This window comes from Streptomyces sp. NPDC111656 (assembly GCF_055656965.1).
The window spans coordinates 143,338-159,678 of the sequence record NZ_JBVKCA010000016.1 but is presented as its reverse complement, the minus strand read 5'-3'; the positions used below and the strand labels follow the sequence as shown (position 1 = coordinate 159,678).

General features: G+C 70.7%; 15 protein-coding genes and 2 pseudogenes. 7 read left to right on the top strand and 10 right to left on the bottom strand.

The annotated features are described in order from the left end of the window. Nucleotides 1-174 precede the first annotated feature (174 nt). Nucleotides 175-1,130 (top strand): annotated as a pseudogene (locus ACZ7M3_RS37235) (aldo/keto reductase). A 143-nt stretch (nucleotides 1,131-1,273) separates the two neighbouring features. Here the strand turns inward: ACZ7M3_RS37235 and ACZ7M3_RS37230 are convergent. Further along, nucleotides 1,274-1,558 (bottom strand): hypothetical protein, encoded by a 285-nt coding sequence (locus ACZ7M3_RS37230; RefSeq protein ID WP_472069354.1) that lies wholly within the window; start codon nucleotides 1,556-1,558, stop codon nucleotides 1,274-1,276. Between the two features lie 80 nt (nucleotides 1,559-1,638). Here ACZ7M3_RS37230 and ACZ7M3_RS37225 point away from each other — a divergent pair, with 80 nt between their 5' ends. Both ACZ7M3_RS37225 and ACZ7M3_RS37220 read left to right on the top strand, forming a co-directional pair. Continuing rightward, entirely contained in the window at nucleotides 1,639-1,812 is a 174-nt protein-coding gene (locus ACZ7M3_RS37225; RefSeq protein ID WP_472069352.1) for a hypothetical protein, read from the top strand. Between the two features lie 223 nt (nucleotides 1,813-2,035). Further along, a complete protein-coding gene (locus ACZ7M3_RS37220) occupies nucleotides 2,036-2,536 on the top strand; it encodes a VOC family protein (protein ID WP_472069350.1) in 501 nt (166 codons plus the stop codon). A gap of 41 nt (nucleotides 2,537-2,577) precedes the next feature. On the opposite strand, the gene ACZ7M3_RS37215 is transcribed toward ACZ7M3_RS37220, so the two are convergent. The 5 genes from ACZ7M3_RS37215 to ACZ7M3_RS37195 all read right to left on the bottom strand — a co-directional run bounded on the left by ACZ7M3_RS37215 (nucleotide 2,578) and on the right by ACZ7M3_RS37195 (nucleotide 8,246). Beyond that, nucleotides 2,578-2,928 carry a UBP-type zinc finger domain-containing protein gene (locus ACZ7M3_RS37215; protein WP_351315971.1) on the bottom strand — a complete coding sequence of 117 codons (351 nt, stop codon included), beginning with the start codon at nucleotides 2,926-2,928 and terminating at the stop codon, nucleotides 2,578-2,580. Then, the gene (locus ACZ7M3_RS37210; protein ID WP_472069348.1) at nucleotides 2,925-4,373 is read right to left on the bottom strand and encodes an ATP-binding protein; all 1,449 of its coding nucleotides are present in this window, start codon (nucleotides 4,371-4,373) and stop codon (nucleotides 2,925-2,927) included. The genes ACZ7M3_RS37215 and ACZ7M3_RS37210 overlap by 4 nt, the downstream gene beginning before the upstream one ends. Further along, the gene (locus ACZ7M3_RS37205) at nucleotides 4,370-6,046 is read right to left on the bottom strand and encodes an NAD(P)/FAD-dependent oxidoreductase (protein WP_328759413.1); all 1,677 of its coding nucleotides are present in this window, start codon (nucleotides 6,044-6,046) and stop codon (nucleotides 4,370-4,372) included. Before ACZ7M3_RS37205 ends, ACZ7M3_RS37210 begins: the two co-directional genes overlap by 4 nt. 75 nt (nucleotides 6,047-6,121) lie before the next feature. After that, complete coding sequence (locus ACZ7M3_RS37200; protein WP_472069346.1) at nucleotides 6,122-7,372, bottom strand: DUF4032 domain-containing protein; 1,251 nt, start codon at nucleotides 7,370-7,372, stop codon at nucleotides 6,122-6,124. 49 nt (nucleotides 7,373-7,421) lie between these two features. Next, on the bottom strand, nucleotides 7,422-8,246 hold the full coding sequence (locus ACZ7M3_RS37195; RefSeq protein ID WP_472069344.1) for an amidohydrolase family protein: 825 nt from the start codon (nucleotides 8,244-8,246) through the stop codon (nucleotides 7,422-7,424). Nucleotides 8,247-8,371: 125 nt separating this feature from the next. Between ACZ7M3_RS37195 and ACZ7M3_RS37190 the strand changes: the two genes are divergently transcribed. Further along, entirely contained in the window at nucleotides 8,372-8,941 is a 570-nt protein-coding gene (locus ACZ7M3_RS37190; protein ID WP_472069342.1) for a pyridoxamine 5'-phosphate oxidase family protein, read from the top strand. Here the strand turns inward: ACZ7M3_RS37190 and ACZ7M3_RS37185 are convergent. From ACZ7M3_RS37185 to ACZ7M3_RS37175, 3 genes are all read right to left on the bottom strand, one after another. Beyond that, the gene (locus ACZ7M3_RS37185; protein WP_472069340.1) at nucleotides 8,931-9,743 is read right to left on the bottom strand and encodes an N-formylglutamate amidohydrolase; all 813 of its coding nucleotides are present in this window, start codon (nucleotides 9,741-9,743) and stop codon (nucleotides 8,931-8,933) included. The two genes, ACZ7M3_RS37190 and ACZ7M3_RS37185, sit on opposite strands and share 11 nt — an antisense overlap. Before the next feature lie 38 nt (nucleotides 9,744-9,781). Then, nucleotides 9,782-10,240, bottom strand: a complete 459-nt coding sequence (locus tag ACZ7M3_RS37180) for a cyclic nucleotide-binding domain-containing protein (protein WP_067381241.1) — start codon at nucleotides 10,238-10,240, stop codon at nucleotides 9,782-9,784. 149 nt (nucleotides 10,241-10,389) lie between these two features. Next, nucleotides 10,390-13,095: a SpoIIE family protein phosphatase gene (locus tag ACZ7M3_RS37175; RefSeq protein WP_472069338.1), complete on the bottom strand. Its 2,706-nt coding sequence runs from the start codon at nucleotides 13,093-13,095 to the stop codon at nucleotides 10,390-10,392. 189 nt (nucleotides 13,096-13,284) lie between these two features. Here ACZ7M3_RS37175 and ACZ7M3_RS37170 point away from each other — a divergent pair, with 189 nt between their 5' ends. From ACZ7M3_RS37170 to ACZ7M3_RS37160, 3 genes and pseudogenes are all read left to right on the top strand, one after another. Further along, nucleotides 13,285-13,521 (top strand): DUF6296 family protein, encoded by a 237-nt coding sequence (locus ACZ7M3_RS37170; RefSeq protein WP_168499467.1) that lies wholly within the window; start codon nucleotides 13,285-13,287, stop codon nucleotides 13,519-13,521. Between the two features lie 484 nt (nucleotides 13,522-14,005). After that, a complete protein-coding gene (locus ACZ7M3_RS37165) occupies nucleotides 14,006-14,263 on the top strand; it encodes a hypothetical protein (RefSeq protein WP_472069539.1) in 258 nt (85 codons plus the stop codon). Then, a pseudogene (locus tag ACZ7M3_RS37160) lies at nucleotides 14,229-14,624 on the top strand (MerR family DNA-binding protein); the annotation flags it as partial. The gene ACZ7M3_RS37165 and the pseudogene ACZ7M3_RS37160, both read left to right, overlap by 35 nt. A 400-nt stretch (nucleotides 14,625-15,024) precedes the next feature. Here ACZ7M3_RS37160 and ACZ7M3_RS37155 read toward each other — a convergent pair. Continuing rightward, nucleotides 15,025-16,230, bottom strand: a complete 1,206-nt coding sequence (locus ACZ7M3_RS37155; RefSeq protein ID WP_472069336.1) for an MFS transporter — start codon at nucleotides 16,228-16,230, stop codon at nucleotides 15,025-15,027. Nucleotides 16,231-16,341 lie beyond the last annotated feature (111 nt).

Below are 16,341 nucleotides of genomic sequence, written 5' to 3'. Positions count from 1 at the left end.
ATGAGCCTTCTCGGCGCGGACTCCGATCCGCCGGGGAGGCTTTTTTCATGCCCGGGTCCAGCCCGCCCCGGCACCGGCGGACCCGCTTCGAAGGTGCTCACCCGCCGAGAGACCTGAGCGCGCCGCGCCGCCCATCGGTTCTTTGTGCCCATCCCGCAAGAGGAGATCCATGTCATGAGTCCACGGACGAACACCGCGTCAGCCACGGGTACTTGGCGACTCGGTGACCTGACCGTCAACCGCGTCGGGTTCGGCGCGATGCGTCTGACCGGGACCGCGCCCTTCGACGGCGGCGTGCCGCGCGACCGCGAACGGGCGATCGGCGTGCTCCGGCGGGCGGTCGAGCTCGGCGTGAACCACATCGACACCGCGGCGTTCTACTTCTCGGCGACGCGCTCCGCGAACGAGCTGATCAACCGGGCGCTGGCGCCGTACCCGAAGGATCTGGTCATCACCACCAAGGTCTGGCCGGGCCGTGATCCCTCGGGCGGGTGGTGGTGGGCCACACCGGACCAGTTGCGCGGCCAGGTCGAGGAGAACCTGCGCCAACTCGGCCGCGATCACCTGGACGCGGTGAACCTGCGTGTGCCGCCGAGTCGGCGGGCGGGCTCGATCGGCGAGCACTTCGGCGCGTTGGCCGAACTGCGCGATGCCGGCTCATCCGCCACCTCGGTATCTCCAACGTCACGTCCGAGCAGCTGGCCGAGGCCCGTGCCATCGCCCCGGTCGTCTGCGTGCAGAACCCTTACGGGATCGGTGAGTTGAGCGAGGACCGGGTTCTTCTGCGGCTCTGCGGTGAACTCGGCCTCGCCTTCGTCGCGTTCTTCGCGATCGCCGGTTCCGGGCGCGAGGCGGGTCCGGCCGCCCGGGACAGCGAGGCGGTGTGCGCCGTCGCCCGCGCGCACGGTGTGTCCGTCGCGCAGGTCCGGCTGGCCTGGACCTTGCAGCAGGGGCCACACGTGCTGGCGATCCCGGGCACCGGCGATCCGGACCACCTCGCGCAGAACATGGCGGCCGGCACGCTGCGCCTCTCGGAGGAGGAGATGGCGCGCCTCACCTCGCTGCGGCCGGCCGCGCAGGACAGCACGTTGCCGGTCGGAATCCGTTCCACCGGCCACCGCTCGGACTGAGAGCGTCCGTCAGCAGGCGCCCACGAAGTCGCCTGGCGCCCGAGCCCCCTACGACCGGCGTCGAGAGACCGGAGACCAGCACGTCACCGCGCGGCGCAACCGGTTCGGACCCCGCGGCCCGGGCATGGTCCGCCGGACAGGCCCTAGGCCTGGCAGGCCGCGGAGATCTGGCCGACCAGGACGGCGAACGGCATGTCGAGGGCGGCGTAGACGGCGCCCGACTCGGGGGCGGCGTTGTCGGCCAGGGCCTCGACCACGAGGGTGGCGTAGTCGCTGACGACGATGCCCGCCTGCCGACTGCGCAGCAGTCCGGCCTTCCGCTCGGCCTGGCTGAAGGTGCCGGAGGCGTCCACGGCGACATATGCGGCATGGCCGGCGGCCGTCGCGGAGATCGCGGGCAGCGCCGCGCACACCGTGATCGATGCCAAGAACTTGCTGCGCTCGCACAGCGAACTCGCCCGCGTCTCCGGACAGCACAAGCAGGTCATCGGCTCCCTCGTCGACGACCTTGAACGCCTGGGTTACGTCGAACGCAAACCCGGACCCCGGGGACCGTCGCGCCAAACTGATCTGCCCCACCGAGCGCGGGCTGCTCCAGATGGAGGCCGCCGTCTCCATCATGCGCACGATCGAGGAACGCCACGCGAAGGCACTGGGGCAGCAGGAGTATGCCGACTTCTAGACGGCTCCGCATCGCGTGGCCCATCTCCCACGCAAGATCCAGCACGACAGCCGAGGCGCGAGGACGCGGTAGGGGCGACCGGGTGACCAGTGACGTCGGTTCGGCTTCGGCACCCCGGGGGTGACCGGCCGAAGGCACCGTGGCCGTCCCCGACCAGTGGCCCACGTGCGGTCGCGAGGTCTAGAGTGAGGGCAAAGTGGTTGAATGGCGAACGGAGTTTCCCATGAGTGCACTGGAGCCCCTGGACCTCGCGGCGATCGAGGCGGAGCGCACGCGCATCCGCGACACGCATCTGGCCTCGGACCGGCCGGCGAGTTCCGCACGCGGAGTGCACCACGTGGCGCTGCTCTCCGCCGACGTCGAGCGGACCGTCCGCTTCTATCAGGGCATCCTGGAGTTCCCGCTCACCGAGGTGATCGAGAACCGCGACTACAAGGGTTCCACCCACTTCTTCTTCGACGTCGGCAACGGCAACCTGCTGGCCTTCTTCGACTTCCCCGGCCTCGACCTCGGCCCCTACGCCGAGGTGCTCGGTGGACTGCACCACCTGGCCGTCTCCGTCGACCCCACCACCTGGCAGCGGCTGCGCGAACGGCTCGACGCCGCCGGGGTCGACTACGAGGAGGAGAGCGGCACGTCGCTCTACTTCCGCGACCCCGACGGCGCCCGCGTCGAACTCCTCGCCGAGCCCCTGGGAGAGATGTACGGCCACTCAGTGCGCTGACGTCCGCTGAAGGCACGGAGCTGAAGGTACGGGCCGCCAGGTCAGCCCAGCGCGCTCGTCCAGTTCGCCGGCACCCGCCCCGCGGGACCCGGTGTCGGCTGGTCCTCGGGGTGGCTCAGCGGGGGAGCGAGGTCCGGGCCGGTCTCGTACAGCTCGGACGTGTCGAAGTTCCAGAACCAGGCCTCGCCGGGTTCGAAACTGCGGATGATGGGATGCCCGGTGCTCTTCGCGTGCGCCGTGGCGTGCTTGGCGGGCGAGTCGTCGCAGCAGCCGATGTGGCCGCACTGCGCACAGCGGCGCAGGTGGAACCACCAGCCGCCGGCGGCGTCGCAGTCCCCGCACCCCGGACCGCTCGGCGGGACGCTCGGGTCGATTCCGGCGGGCAGGCTCATGAAGACTCCTCGGGTGTTTCGGTGTCCGCGGCGGTCAGGGGAAGGCGTACCTGGAAACGGGTGTCGCCCGGGACGGACTGCACGTGAAGACTCCCGTGGTGCTTGTTGACAACAATCCGGAACGAGATGTCCAGACCGAGTCCCGTCCCCTCACCGACCGGCTTGGTGGTGAAGAACGGGTCGAAGATGCGGTCGCGGATCTCGGGCGGTACCCCAGGACCGGTGTCGCGGAACTCGACGAGCAGGTCGTCGTGGTCGAGCGCGGTGCGCACGGTCAGGGTCCCCTCGCTGTCCATCGCCGAGACGGCGTTGTCGATGAGGTTCGTCCATACCTGGTTCAACTCGCCCGGATACGCGGGGATCTTCGGCAGCGTACGGTCGAACTCCTTGACGACCTTGACGCCGGAGCCGATCTTCCCGGAGAGCATCATCAGCGTGCTGTCCAGGAGTTCGTGGACGTCGACGACCTGATACGGCGCGCGGTCGAGCTGCGAGTACTGCTTGGCCGCGTCCACGAGGTGCGTGATACGGGTCGTGGAGTCCTCGATCTCGTTCATGAGGAGCTCGGTCTCCACGGTGTAGTTCAGCCAGTGGACCGCGCCCTGGAGCGTCTCCTCGTCCACGGCCGCCGCGACCTGGTCCAGCCAGTCCGTGTCGAGCCCCGCCTGCACGAACGTCGGCGCGAGCTGCCAGCCGCCCGCGATGCCGTGGTCGTCCAGCCAGTCGGCGAGCGCGTCCTCCCGGTCGGAGGCTTCCAGCGGGCTCAGCGGCGTGGCCTTGGCGACCCGCTCGGCGGTGCGCTCCTGGATCTCGACCAGGATTTCCAGAGTGTGGCGCTTGTAGGGGCCCGCGGCGATCGCGCCGAGCTTCTGCCGCATCTTCGCGACCCGCTCCCGCAGCGCGGAGGTGGCCCGGACCGCCGCCGCGGCCGGATTGTTGAGCTCGTGCGTCAGCCCGGCCGACAGCGAACCGAGCGCCAGCAGTCGCTCGCGCTGCCCGATGGCCCGCTGGATGTTCTGGGTGCCGTAGAACAGCCCTTCCAGCAGGTGCACGGCCATGGGGAACCAGTCCCGCATGATCGAGGAGAAGGTCTCGGCGGGCAGGATGAAGAACCGGGAGGGCACGGTGACGCGGAGGGAGCCCTTGTAGCGCGCCTGATCCGGCTTGCTCACATAGGCCTGGGTGGCTCCCGCGTACACCCCGCGCTGGGAGCTGCGGGTGGTCTCCACGTCGTCGCCCCCGACCCGGCGCGACATCACGAGGGTCCCTTCGAGGAGCACGAAGAAGCAGGTGGCCGGATCGCCCTCGATGTAGACGGGACCCGGGTCGAACTCCTCCACCCGGCCTTCCCGGCACAGCCGGCCCAGCTGGTCCGCGTCCAGCTTCTCGAACAGGAACAGCGTGCTCAGTTCCCCCATGTCGCACGGCATCGGCCGCCCGCTCATGACTGCTCCAGATAACGGTGGACGAGCATGACGGCCATGGCTCCCTCTCCGACCGCGGAAGCGACCCGCTTCGCGGACTCGGCACGCGCGTCCCCGGCCACGAACACGCCGGGAATATTGGTCTCCAGGTGGTACGGCGGCCGGTCCAGCTCCCAGCCCTTGGGCGGCTGCCCGTCGATGGTCATGTCGGGACCCGCCGGGATGAATCCGCGCCCGTCCCGCAGCACCGTTCCCTCCAGCCAGTCGGTGAGCGGGGCCGCGCCGATGAATACGAACATCCACTGCGCGTCGACGAGTTCGGTGTGCCCGCTCGTCACGTCCCGCAGGGTGAGCTGCTCCAGATGGTCCGTGCCGTGCGCCGCGTCGACGACCGTGCAGGTGCGCACCGTGATGTTGGGCGCCTCTTCGATCTGCTGGATCAGATAGTGGGACATCGAGGCGGACAACGACGTTCCCCGTACGAGGAGGGTGACCGACTTCGCGCCGCGCGACAGGTACATGGCGGCCTGACCGGCCGAGTTCGCCCCGCCCACGATGTACACGTCATGGCCCTGGCAGGCGGCCGCCTCGGTCAGCGCCGAACCGTAGAAGACGCCGCATCCGGTGAGGTCGGCCAGGCCGGGCGCCTGCAACTGCCGGTACGAGACACCGGTCGCCAGGATCACCGCGTGCGCGGAGATCGCCGAGCCGTCCGAGAAGCGGATGGTGCGGGACGCTCCGGTGACCTCGAGGCCGGTCACCTCGCGCGCGGTGAGGATCTCGGCGCCGAACTTCGCCGCCTGCCGGCGCGCCCGGTCGGTGAGCTGGCCCCCGGACACCCCGTCCGGGAAGCCGAGGTAGTTCTCTATGCGGGAGCTCTGTCCGGCCTGCCCACCGGTCGCCGACCGCTCCACGAGCACGGTCCGCAGCCCCTCGGACGCGCCGTACACGGCGGCTCCGAGTCCGGCCGGACCGCCGCCGATGACGACGAGGTCGTAGAACTCCGACGTCGGCGTCGTGGCCAGCCCCACCCGCGCCGCGAGATCCGGGTCGGCGGGCTCGATCAGCGGCGTACCGTCCGGCGTGATCACCAGCGGCAGCCGCTCCCCGTCCTGACCGGCCGCGGACAGCAGCCGCTGCCCTTCCGGCGTGTCGGACGAGTACCAGCGGTACGGCACCTGGTTGCGGGCCAGGAACTCCCGTACGTCCGAGGAGCGCGCCGACCACCGGTGCCCGACCACCTTGCAGGTCGGCACAGGCCGGTAGTCGCTGGTCCGCCAGGCGTCCAGGAGATCGTCGAGGACCGGGTAGAGCTTCTCCTCCGGCGGATCCCACGGCTTGAGCAGATAGTGGTCCAGATCGATCACGTTGATCGCGTCGATCGCCGCGTTCGTGTCCGCGTACGCGGTCAGCAGCACCCTGCGTGCGCCGGGGTACACGTCGAGCGCCTGTTCCAGGAACTCGATGCCGTTCATCTGCGGCATCCGGTAGTCGGCGAGGATCACCGCCACCTGGTCGCCCCGCAGCTTCAGCTCCTTGAGCGCGTCCAGCGCGGCATCCCCGGACTCCGCGCGCACGATCCGGTGCGACTCGCCGTAGCGGCGCCTGAGGTCGCGCGCCACGGCGCGCGACACCCCGGGATCGTCATCCACGGTCAGAATGACGGTCCGCGCTGTAGCGGCGGCCTGTGCCATACGTCTCCCACCCCGAGCAGGACAGTGTCGTTCTCAATCGTATGTACGAATGGCCGCCTTCGCTCTGGAACCGCTTCACGCGGGCTCTGTGGGGGCCTCCGCCGGTGGCAGCAGGGACTCCCGCATCTTGGGGAGGATGTTGGTGACGTAGTCCTCCACCGCGATGTCCAGGCCGATGTCGTGCTGGGCCTGCTCGGACAGGTACCAGCGGTGTTCGAGGAGCTCGTGGTAGATCTCGGCCGGGTCCATGGAGCCGCGCAGGTCCAGCGGCACCGCCCGGACGGTCGGCCGGAACACGTCGCGCACCCAGCGGTGGGCGAGGACCTCCGGGCGGGCGGTCAGGGGGTCGCCGGGCGTGTAGTCCTCCTGGGTGGCCATCCAGCTCTCCAGGTCGTTCAGGAGCCGGCGCGCCTGGTTCTCCTCGGCGTCGAGCCCGGTCAGCCGCAGCAGCTGGCGCTGGTGGTGGCCCGCGTCGACGACCTTGGGCACGAAGGTCACCGTGTCCCCGTTCGAGGAGTGCGCGATCTGCATCTCGGCGACGTCGAAACCGAGGTCGTTCAGGCGGCGGATCCGGCGGTCGATGTAGTGGTGCTTGCCCGCCGGGTAGACGGACGTGCGGGTCAGCTCGTCCCACAGGCTCTGGTATCGCGCGCAGATCTCCATGCCGAACTCGATCGGGTCGACGGAGGGGTGCAGGGCCCCCGCCGCCTCCAGGTCCAGCAGCTCACCACTGATGTTGACGCGGGCGAGATCGAGGTCGTACTCCCGTTGCCCATTGCTCAGTCGCGGGTGCAGCTCCCCGGTCTCGGCGTCCACGAGATAGGCCGCGTACGCTCCGGCGTCGCGCCGGAACAGCGTGTTCGACAGCGAGCAGTCGCCCCACGCGAACCCCGCCAGATGCAGCCGCACCAGCAGCACCGCCAGCGCGTCCATCAGGCGGTGCATCGTGGCAGGCCGCATGGTCGTCTCGAACATCGACCGGTACGGCATCGAGCCGCCCAGGTGCCGGGTGATGAGGACGGGCTCCAGCGGGCCGCCCTCGCCGTCGGTGCGCCCGGTGACCACGGCGAGCGGGTCCACGGCGGGGATGGCGAGCCGGTCCAGGCTGCGCAGCAGTTCGTACTCGCGCAGGGCGGGCCGCTCGGCCAGCTCCTTGACGGCCACGACCTCACTCCCGGCGCGCGCGTAGCGCACCACGTGCCGCGAGATGCCGCGGGGGAGCGGGACCAGGTAGTGCTCCGGCCACTCTTCCAGGGGCAGTTGCCAGGGCAGTTCGAGCAGGAGCGCGGGGTGCTCCGGGTTGGTGGCGCTGATCTGCAAAGCCATCGACGGGCTGCCCTCACCTCGGGGTCGAACGTGTACCTGGCCCCAGCATCTACGAATGATCCCCGAGGCGGAAGACGCGGCGGGCGTTGCCCGACAGGAACAACTCGGTCGTCTCCGCGTCGAGGCGCAGGTCGGAAAGGTGTTCCAGGGCCTGACTCGGCGTGATCATGGGGTAGTTGGAGCCGAAGAGGACCTTGCGCCGTCCCCGGCCGCGCAGATAGTCGACCAGCTCGGTCGGGTAGCGGCGGGCGGTGTAGGCGCTGGTGTCGATGTGGACGTTGGCGTGTTTGTCGGCCACCGAGATCATCTCCGTGGTCCACGGGTAGCCGATGTGCCCGCAGACGATGGTCAGTTCGGGGAAGTCCAGCGCCACCTGGTCGATGTACGGGATCGGCCGGCCCGTCTCGGAAGGGCGCAGCGGACCGGTGTGGCCGACCTGGGTGCAGAACGGGATGCCGAGCTCGACGCAGGCGGTGTACAGCGGGTAGTAGAGCCGGTCGGTGGGCGGCAGCTGCCACAGCCACGGCACGATCCTGAGGGCCACGAAGCCCAGCTCCTGGACGGCCCGCCGCAGCTCCCGCACGGCCGCGACGGGCCGGGTCAGGTCCACGCCCGCGACCCCGCGCAACCGCCCTTCGGACCGGGCGACGAACTCGGCGACCTCGTCGTTGCCGATGAGGGGCCCCTGCGGCCCGTACCAGGCCGCGGACAGCCCGATCTCCACGTCGGCAGCCGCGAGCGCCGCCACCGTGACCTTCACCGGAAGCGGCTCCTCCAGCAGCCCCATGCCGGTCCAGCGGCGCAGCGACTCGAACATCTCGTGGTTGGAGTGGCGCAGTGTGGGGTGCTGCATCCACGCGTCGACGACCGGCATGATCCCCCGCCCTCCCCAGGCTCGTTGCTGAGCGATTGCTCATCCCGACCCTAGAGGGGTCCGCGCGCGGAGTCAGCGCTTCACGGGAACCATGGGTGAGGACCGAGGAGCGAGAGGACTCCGCCATGCCGACACGGGCACAGACGCAGGAACCGCACACCGATCTGGACGCGCGCTACAGCTCCCCCGGGGCCACCGCCACTCCCTGGGCCGAGGCCGCCTCCCGGCTGGCGAAGGCTGAGATCTTCTGGCTGTCGACGGTACGTCCGGACGGCCGGCCCCACGTGACCCCACTGATGTCGGTGTGGCTGAACGGGGCGCTCCACTTCGCCACCGGCGCGCGGGAGCGCAAGGGGCTGAACCTCGCCGCCAACCCGCACGTCGTTCTCACCACCGGCACCAACGCCTACGGCGAGGGCCCCGACCTGGTGGTCGAGGGCGACGCGGTCCGGATCACCGACGAGAAGCGGCTGGCCGAGCTGGCGGCGGCGTGGGAGGCGAAGTACGGCCCGGAGTGGCGTTTCGAGGTGCGGAGCGGGGCCTTCGACTCCGCCACGGCGGCTGCGGCGCCGCCGCCGACGGAGGAAGCCGGGGACGCGGGCCTCGCCCTGGTCTTCGAGGTGGCGCCCCACACCGTCTTCGGGTTCGGCAGGGGCAGGAGTTTCAGCCAGACCTGTTATCGCTTCACTCGCTGACCATGGCGTCGACGAGAGCCGTCAGCGCCGAGGTGAGTCGTGGGAACCCGGGGCCGGTGGGGCCTCCCGGTTCGGTCATGTACGTGTCCCGGCGGATCTCCACCATCAGGGCGGTGACCCGCGGCTCCCTCTCGTAGAAGCGCAGCGGGACGTACGCGCCGGAGAACGGGCTGTCGATCCCGACACCACTCAGGCCCGCGAACGCCTTCTCCGCGAGGGCGACCAGCTCGGGCGGCGTGTGGAAGGAGTCGGTTCCCAGACAGACCTGCGGTCGCGGACCGTCGCCGTGCAGCTCGTACGGCAGCCGGGCCGTCGGATACGAGTGGACGTCGACGATCACCGCCCGCCCGGTGACGGCGAGCCGGTCGGCCACCGCCGCGGTCATGGCCGCCGCGTACGGGTGGAAGTAGCGCTCGATCAGTGGCCGCGGGTCGACGTCGGCGGGCCGCAATGGTGTGCGCCGGGTCGTCCGTGTGTAGACCGCGCCCATTCCGACGGACAGCATCTCCTCCCGTTCGTCGGGAAAGCGCTCGGGATCGACCACCAGCCGGGACAGCCGGTTCACGAACCGCCATGGTGTGGCCTCGGCCGCCCGCGCCGCGGCCGCGGCCAGCTCCGCGGTGTGCGCGTCCGTGATGTGGTCCAACTCCCGCTCCAGCGCGGCGTCGTCGAGCGCGATGCCGACGCGCACCGGCGCCGGAATGTACCGAGAGGAGTGCGGGACGTGCAGGATGACGGGGGAGTCGGGGGCACCGGGCAGGAGCTCGAAGGACGTCTCGTCGCGGTCAGGAGTCTGGTTCACGTGAGATTCCTATCGCAGCCCGGCCCCCACCGCTCACCTCAGCGCACGCCGCCACCGCCGTGGCGCGCGTAGTGCTCGATCAGGGCCGCCCGGGTCGTCTCCAGCCGGTGCGCGAGGATCGCGGCGATGGTCCGGGTGAGCGACAGCTCCAGGGCCGGATCCTGGTCGCACAGCGTGCGCACCTCCGCGGCATCGAACTCGTACGCGCGTACGGGACTGAACGCCTCGGCGCCGAAGTCCCAGTGGTGCGGCGGGAACAGCCACGACCAGCCGAGCAGATCGCCGGGCCCCAGCGTCGCCACGGAGATACGTCGCTCCCCGACGACCCGCTGGTGCAGGGAGACCGTTCCGGAGCGGACCACCCAGAAACGGTCCGCGGTTCCCCCTGCCTCGAAGATCTTTCCGTCCGCCGGGAAGGAGACCTCCCGGGCCAGGGACATCAGCCGTGCCCTGTGGTCGGGGGAGAGGGCGGGCAGCAGCCGGAGAGCAGTGGGCATCGCGGACCTCCATCGCACCGCCGCAGGGCCCCATGGAAGCGACGGCACATGTCGTACCGGTGTATCCCGTCACCTCCATTGGACCGGCAACCACGGATTTCGTCGCGCCGGGGGACCGGATCGAGACCGTGCGCCCGTGGGCGAGCCGCTCAGGGCAGCGGTTGTTCGGCCCAGATGACCTTCCCGGCCGGGGTGTAGCGGGTGCCCCAGCGTTCGGCGAGCTGGGCGACGAGGAACAGGCCGCGTCCGCCCTCGTCCGTGGTGGCCGCGTACCGCAGGCGGGGTGAGGTGCTGCTGTTGTCCGAGACCTCGCAGATCAGGCTGCGGTCACGCAGCACGCGGACCTGGATGGTGCCACTGCCGTAGCGGATGGCGTTCGTGACCAGTTCGCTGAGGATCAGCTCGGTGGTGAACGCCATGTCGTCGAGGGCCCACTCCGCCAGCTGCCGGGTGACCGAGGCGCGTACCTCCCCGACCGCCGCCGGTTCGGACGGCACCTGCCATTCGGCGATGTGCTCGGCGCCGAGCGCGCGGGTGCCCGCGACGATCAGGGCGATGTCGTCGCTCGGGCGGTCCGGGAGCAGGGCGTCCAGGACCGCCCGACAGGTGTCGTCCGGTGACCGGTCTACCCCCGTGAGGGCGGCGCGCAGCAGCTCGAGTCCCTCGTCGATGTCCCGTTCCCGGTCCTCGACGAGTCCGTCCGTGTAGAGCACCAGACGGCTGCCCTCGTCCAGCTTGAGTTCGGCCGTCTCGAACGGCAGACCCCCGAGCCCCAGCGGGGGCCCGGCGGGCACATCGGGGAACTCCACGCTGCCGTCGGGACGGACCAGCGCCGGGGGCGGATGGCCGGCCCGGGCGACCGTGCAGAGCCGGGAGGCCGGGTCGTAGACGGCGTACAGGCAGGTCGCGCCGGTGATCGCGGCGCTGCTGTCCGCCGACGCCTCGTCCTGGTCGATGCGGCCGACCAGCTCGTCGAGGAGCCCGATGATCTCGTCGGGCGGCAGGTCCAGGGCGGAGAAGTTGTGGACGGCGGTCCGCAGGCGCCCCATCGTGGCCGCCGCGTGCAGCCCGTGGCCGACGACATCCCCCACGACGACGGCGACCCGGGCGCCGGACAGCGGCAGCACGTCGAACCAGTCCCCGCCCACTCCCGCCTGCGCCGGAAGATAGCGGTAGGCGACGTCCAGGGCGCTCTGCTCGGGCAGATTGCGCGGCAGCAGACTGCGCTGCAGCGTCACGGCCATGGTGTGCTCGCGCGTGTAGCGGCGCGCGTTGTCGATGGAGACGGCGGCACGGGCGACCAGTTCCTCGGCGAGGACCAGCTCCTCCTCGTCGAAGGGCTCGGGCTTGCGGGAGCGCCAGAAGTTGACGACGCCCATCACCAGGGGGCCCACCCGCAGCGGCACGGTGATCAGCGAGTGGATGCCGTACTCCACCACCTGCGTCGTGCGTTCCAGGTCCTGGGCGAGCCAGCCGGGGGCCCCTTCGAGGTCGGGCTCGACGACGGCCTCGCCCGTGCGCAGGCTCCGGGCCTGGGGAGTGGAGGCGACGAAGCGGATCTTCTCGCCCACCGGGTAGAGCGGGGCGTCCTTGCGGATGCCGCTGCACGCGGTACGGCGCAGCTCGGTGACCCCGTCCGGCTCCTCCCCGTTCAGAACGGCGTCCGCCAGGTCCACGGTCACGAAGTCCGCGAACCGTGGAACGGCCACCTCGGCCAGCGTCTCGGCGGTGCGGGTCACGTCCAGACTGGTGCCGACGCCGACCCCGATGTCGTACAGGAGCTTGAGGCGCTCGCGCGCCACCTCGGCCCGGCCGGACAGCGCGCGCAGTTCGGTCGAGTCACGCAGGGTGGCGACACTGCCGGGCGGGCCGCCCTGGAGGTCCGTGGGCCGCTGGTTGATGGCCAGCAGCCGGTCCCCGACCAGATGCACCTCGTCCGTGGCGACCCGTCCCGAGGCGAGCAGCTCGGCGGTGTCCGCCTCGAGGCCCAGTTCCAGGACATGCCGCCCCTCGGCGTCGGCGGGCAGGTCGAGCAGGCGCTGTGCCTCGTCGTTGGCGAGCAGCAGCCGTCCCTCGCCGCCGGCGATGATCACCCCCTCCCGGACGGCGTGCAGCACCGCGTCGTGGTGCTCGTACATCCGGGTCATCTCGTACGGGCCCAGGCCGTGTGTCTGGCGCAGCAGGCGCCGGCTCACGAGCGCCGTACCCCCGGTGGCCAGGGCGAGCGCGGCGGCCGCGGCGCCCAGCAGGAGGGGCAGCTGCCGGTCCGCGACACCGCCCACGTTGGCGGTCGTGATACCGGCCGACACCATGCCCACGACCTTGCCGTCGGGCGCCTTGATGGGAACCGTGGCCTGCACCAGCGGCCCGATGGTCCCGTTGATCTCCTCGGTGATGGGATGGCCGGCCAGCACGGGGGCGGTGTTCCCGACGAACTTCTTGCCGATCCGGTCCGGTTTGGGGTGGGTGTAGCGGATCCCGTCGGTGTTCATCACGACGATGAAGTCCACGTGGGACTGCTTGCGGGCGGCCTCGGCCTGCGGCTGCAGCACGAGCGTGGGGTCGGGGCTGCTGAGCGCCTCACGGGTGCCGGGCGCGTGGGCGAACGTCTCGGCGACGGCCAGCGAACGATTGCGGGCCTCCTGCGTGCTGTCGTGCCGTACCTGCAGCACCAGCGCCACCACCGCGGAGACGATCAGCAGCAGCACGATCACCACTTGCAGCACGAACACCTGGCCCGCGACGCTGCGCCCGCCCAGCGCGGACCGCGGTCCCCACGCGGGTCTGCGCCACGCACGCGGACCGCCTGGGCGAGGGGTCGACCGAGCCCGGGATCGACCCATGAGCCGGACCATGTGCCTATGTCTACACTGCCGGGCGCCCCGAGGCGAGGGGCGGCGCGTGGTGTGACAGGGGCCCGTTCGGGCCCCGTGGCACGGGCCGCTCGGCGAGTGCTGCTGTCGGGCTGATCTGGCCGCATCATGGAGGAGGGTCGATTTGCCCGCTTATGTAACTCTGGCTTGTCTCGGGTACGGGAGGTCGTCATGCACACTCCGGACCGCTACCGGTTGATCTTCACCCATCAGGAATCAGGCGTCGGCGTCATCACCGACGAGGTGGTCGTCGAACGGACCGACACCCTTGGGCCGGGCGGGAACCCGGTGTACTCCGACCCCACCGGCATCCTCCGCGCCGAGATCAGCACAGCCGGGGAAGTGCGGATGCTGGCCAGCGGCGGCTACCAGTCGCCGATGGTGCCCACCGCCGAACCACTGCCCTGATCGTCCGGCCTGGGGCCTGTCCGGCGGACCATGCCGGAGACACGGGGTCCGGCACGCCCTCGCCCAAGCTCTTCGCGCAGGGGTTCTCCCAGCGGCGTTGTCGTGTCGTCGGTTGCCGACTCATCATGGTTATGCAGAGTTCACGATCGCGAAGTCGGGGTGATCATGGCTTTCGCATGCTCAGGGTGACGGATTCCGTGATGGAGCCGTGACTGACCAGACCTGGCCCCGGCACAGGTCTAGGTCGTCACCGCCACCACGGTGTGATCGCCGCGTCGAGCGCGCGAGCGTCACCACCGCCAGATCGTGCGCCGGGCCCTGCATGTCGGCGACGTCACGCGCCTGCGCCGCCCTGCGCAGTGCAGTTCGCCGATCGGCCGCTGGACCTTTGCTCGCGCCCCCGTCCGGCTGGGATCCGCGCGGGCCTCACGAAGCTGCCGCTCGATCTCCTTCGGGCTCGTCTTCGTCGTCGTCCAGTGATCTCGTGCAGCGGGAGTTCCCGGCGCGCGGCCGGATGACCGGCCGACCCCACCTGGCGGTGATCTGCGACGAGTCCCGGATCTTCAACTCCCTGTCCGCGCAGGCGTTCGCCGACCTGGTGATCGCCCTTGAGACCGGCCGTGAGCTCGGCGTGCACCTCCGGATCCGGCAGGAGGCGGGCGCCCTGGGGGAATCCGGATCGCTCAAGCCGTCGCCTGGGACGCGGCCTGGTCCGTCTCCAGCAGATCCTCTTCTACCGTGAACTCGGCTTCTCCCTCGATGAGATCGCCGCGATCTTCAAGGATCCGCAGGTGAAGCCCCTGGAGCGCCTTCGGGCCCGGCAGCGGCAGTTGAGTGAGGAGATCGCCAGACTGCGGCGGCTCGCCGAGATGGCGGAGCGGGCAATGGAGGTCCAAAAGGCCGGGGTGTCCCTGACTCCTCAGGAACGTTTCGAGGTCTTCGGTGAGATCACCTTCGACCTGAGCTATGCCACTGAGGCAGAGCTGAAGTGGGCGCACTCGGAGGGACAGCGCGAGGCGATGGCGCGCGCGACTGCCCACACCAAGGACGATTGGCGCCAGCTCATGGGCGAGGCCGCCGCGTTGCGCGCTGGAGTGCTTGCGGTCACCGTACCGGTGACCGCGGACCAGCCCTTTTGGGCGGGGCGACTTGCCGCCCTCGGCGCCGCCACCGACCCGATCCCCTTCCGGTCCCTCACCGCCGAACGGCTTGCCGACTCACTCGACCAAGTAGTGAAGCAGCAGGCACACAGTCGAGCCGCCGCGAGAGCGGCGCAACACCTGGTGACCGAGAACGGAACGGGCCAGGCGCTCAAGGCCATCCAGCAACTGACCGATGGATGATGCCAATCCGTTCCTTGTCCTCGTCGATGTACGCTTCGTCGGCCTCCACCTCTGGAAGTCGCTGTCGGCTGCGGCCGGACATGCCTGACGTTCGGCGACGTACTGGTCGATCACTGGGTGGACGCACCAGGCCGCGCTCACCTGTGCTTGTGCGGTGCCGCTACTTTCCTACGACCTGATCCGCCGGACAGGCCCTCGCCCGCGACGAGCCGGTCGCGGGCCAGGTCAGCGCGGCCAGGGCGCCGAGCGTGAGCACTGCGCCGACCAGGAACGTCCCGCGCACCCCGGCGGCGTGGAGCACGGCGCCGCCGGTCAGCGCGCCCGCCGCGACGCCCGCGTTGAAGGCGGCCGAGTTCGCCGCCAGGGCGAGTTCCGTGCGCCCGGGCGCGACGTGGAGGACCTGACTCTGCGTGGCCATGAAGACGGGGCCCACCGACGCGCCCAGGAGCATCAGCAGGGCGACGGCCGCCACCTGGCTGCGCCCGCCGCCCAGGTACAGGCCGAGCAGCGCCACCGCCTGAGTCGCCACCGGGACCGTCAGGGTTGCGCGCGGGAACCGGTCGAGGAGCGGGCCGGCCGCCGACACGCCCGCGATGCCCGCCACCCCGAACGCCAGCAGCACGGCGCTCACCGAATCCCTGGAGAAACCGCTCTCCTCGCCGAGGAAGGCGACGACGTACGTGAATCCCGCGAAGGCGCCGGTGACCGACAGCGCGGTGGCCGCCAGCACCACGGCGAACCGGCGGACGTCGGGAGTCGCCCCGTACGCCGCGTGTCCCTCGTCCGGGCGTGAGGTCGGCAGCAGGACGGCGACGGCGACGAGCGCGACGAGGCCGAGCGCGCCGAGCACCACGAAGGGCGCCCGCCAGCCGCTGTGCCCGCCCAGCCAGGTCCCGGCCGGAACCCCGAGCACCGTGGCGAGCGAGCCCCCGACGGACAGCAGCCCGATCACCCGCCCGCGCCGCTCGGGCGGGAACAACCCCACGGCGACCGGACCCATCACCGCCCAGAACAGCGCCTGGGCCAGCGCGGTCGCGATCCGTGCCGCGAGCAGGAAGCCGTACGAGAGACCGCTCAGCGCCGACATCCAGCTGGCCGCCACGAGCAGCCCCAGCAGGCCCGACAGCAGATGGCGGCGAGGGATCGACCGGGTCAGGTGCGCGACGGGCAGCGAGACGACGGCCACGGTCAGGCCGTACCCGGTGACCAGCAGCCCGACGGAGGAGAGCGACACACGCAGGTCGTCCGCGATGAGCGGGAGCAGTCCGACGGGCAGATTCTCCGTGGTGTTGAAGGTGAACGCGGCCAGCATGAGCGCGGCGACGACGGCGGCCCTGCGCCAGGTGGTGAGACGAACGCTCGCCATCCACGAGCCTTTCTGCGAGAGGTTGTTGAGAGGGGTTGTCGAGGCAGTTCGTTGAGGTCGAGGGGGTGCTGAAGGGGGGCGGGCGGCCGGATGCGGCCACGGGCCAGCCTG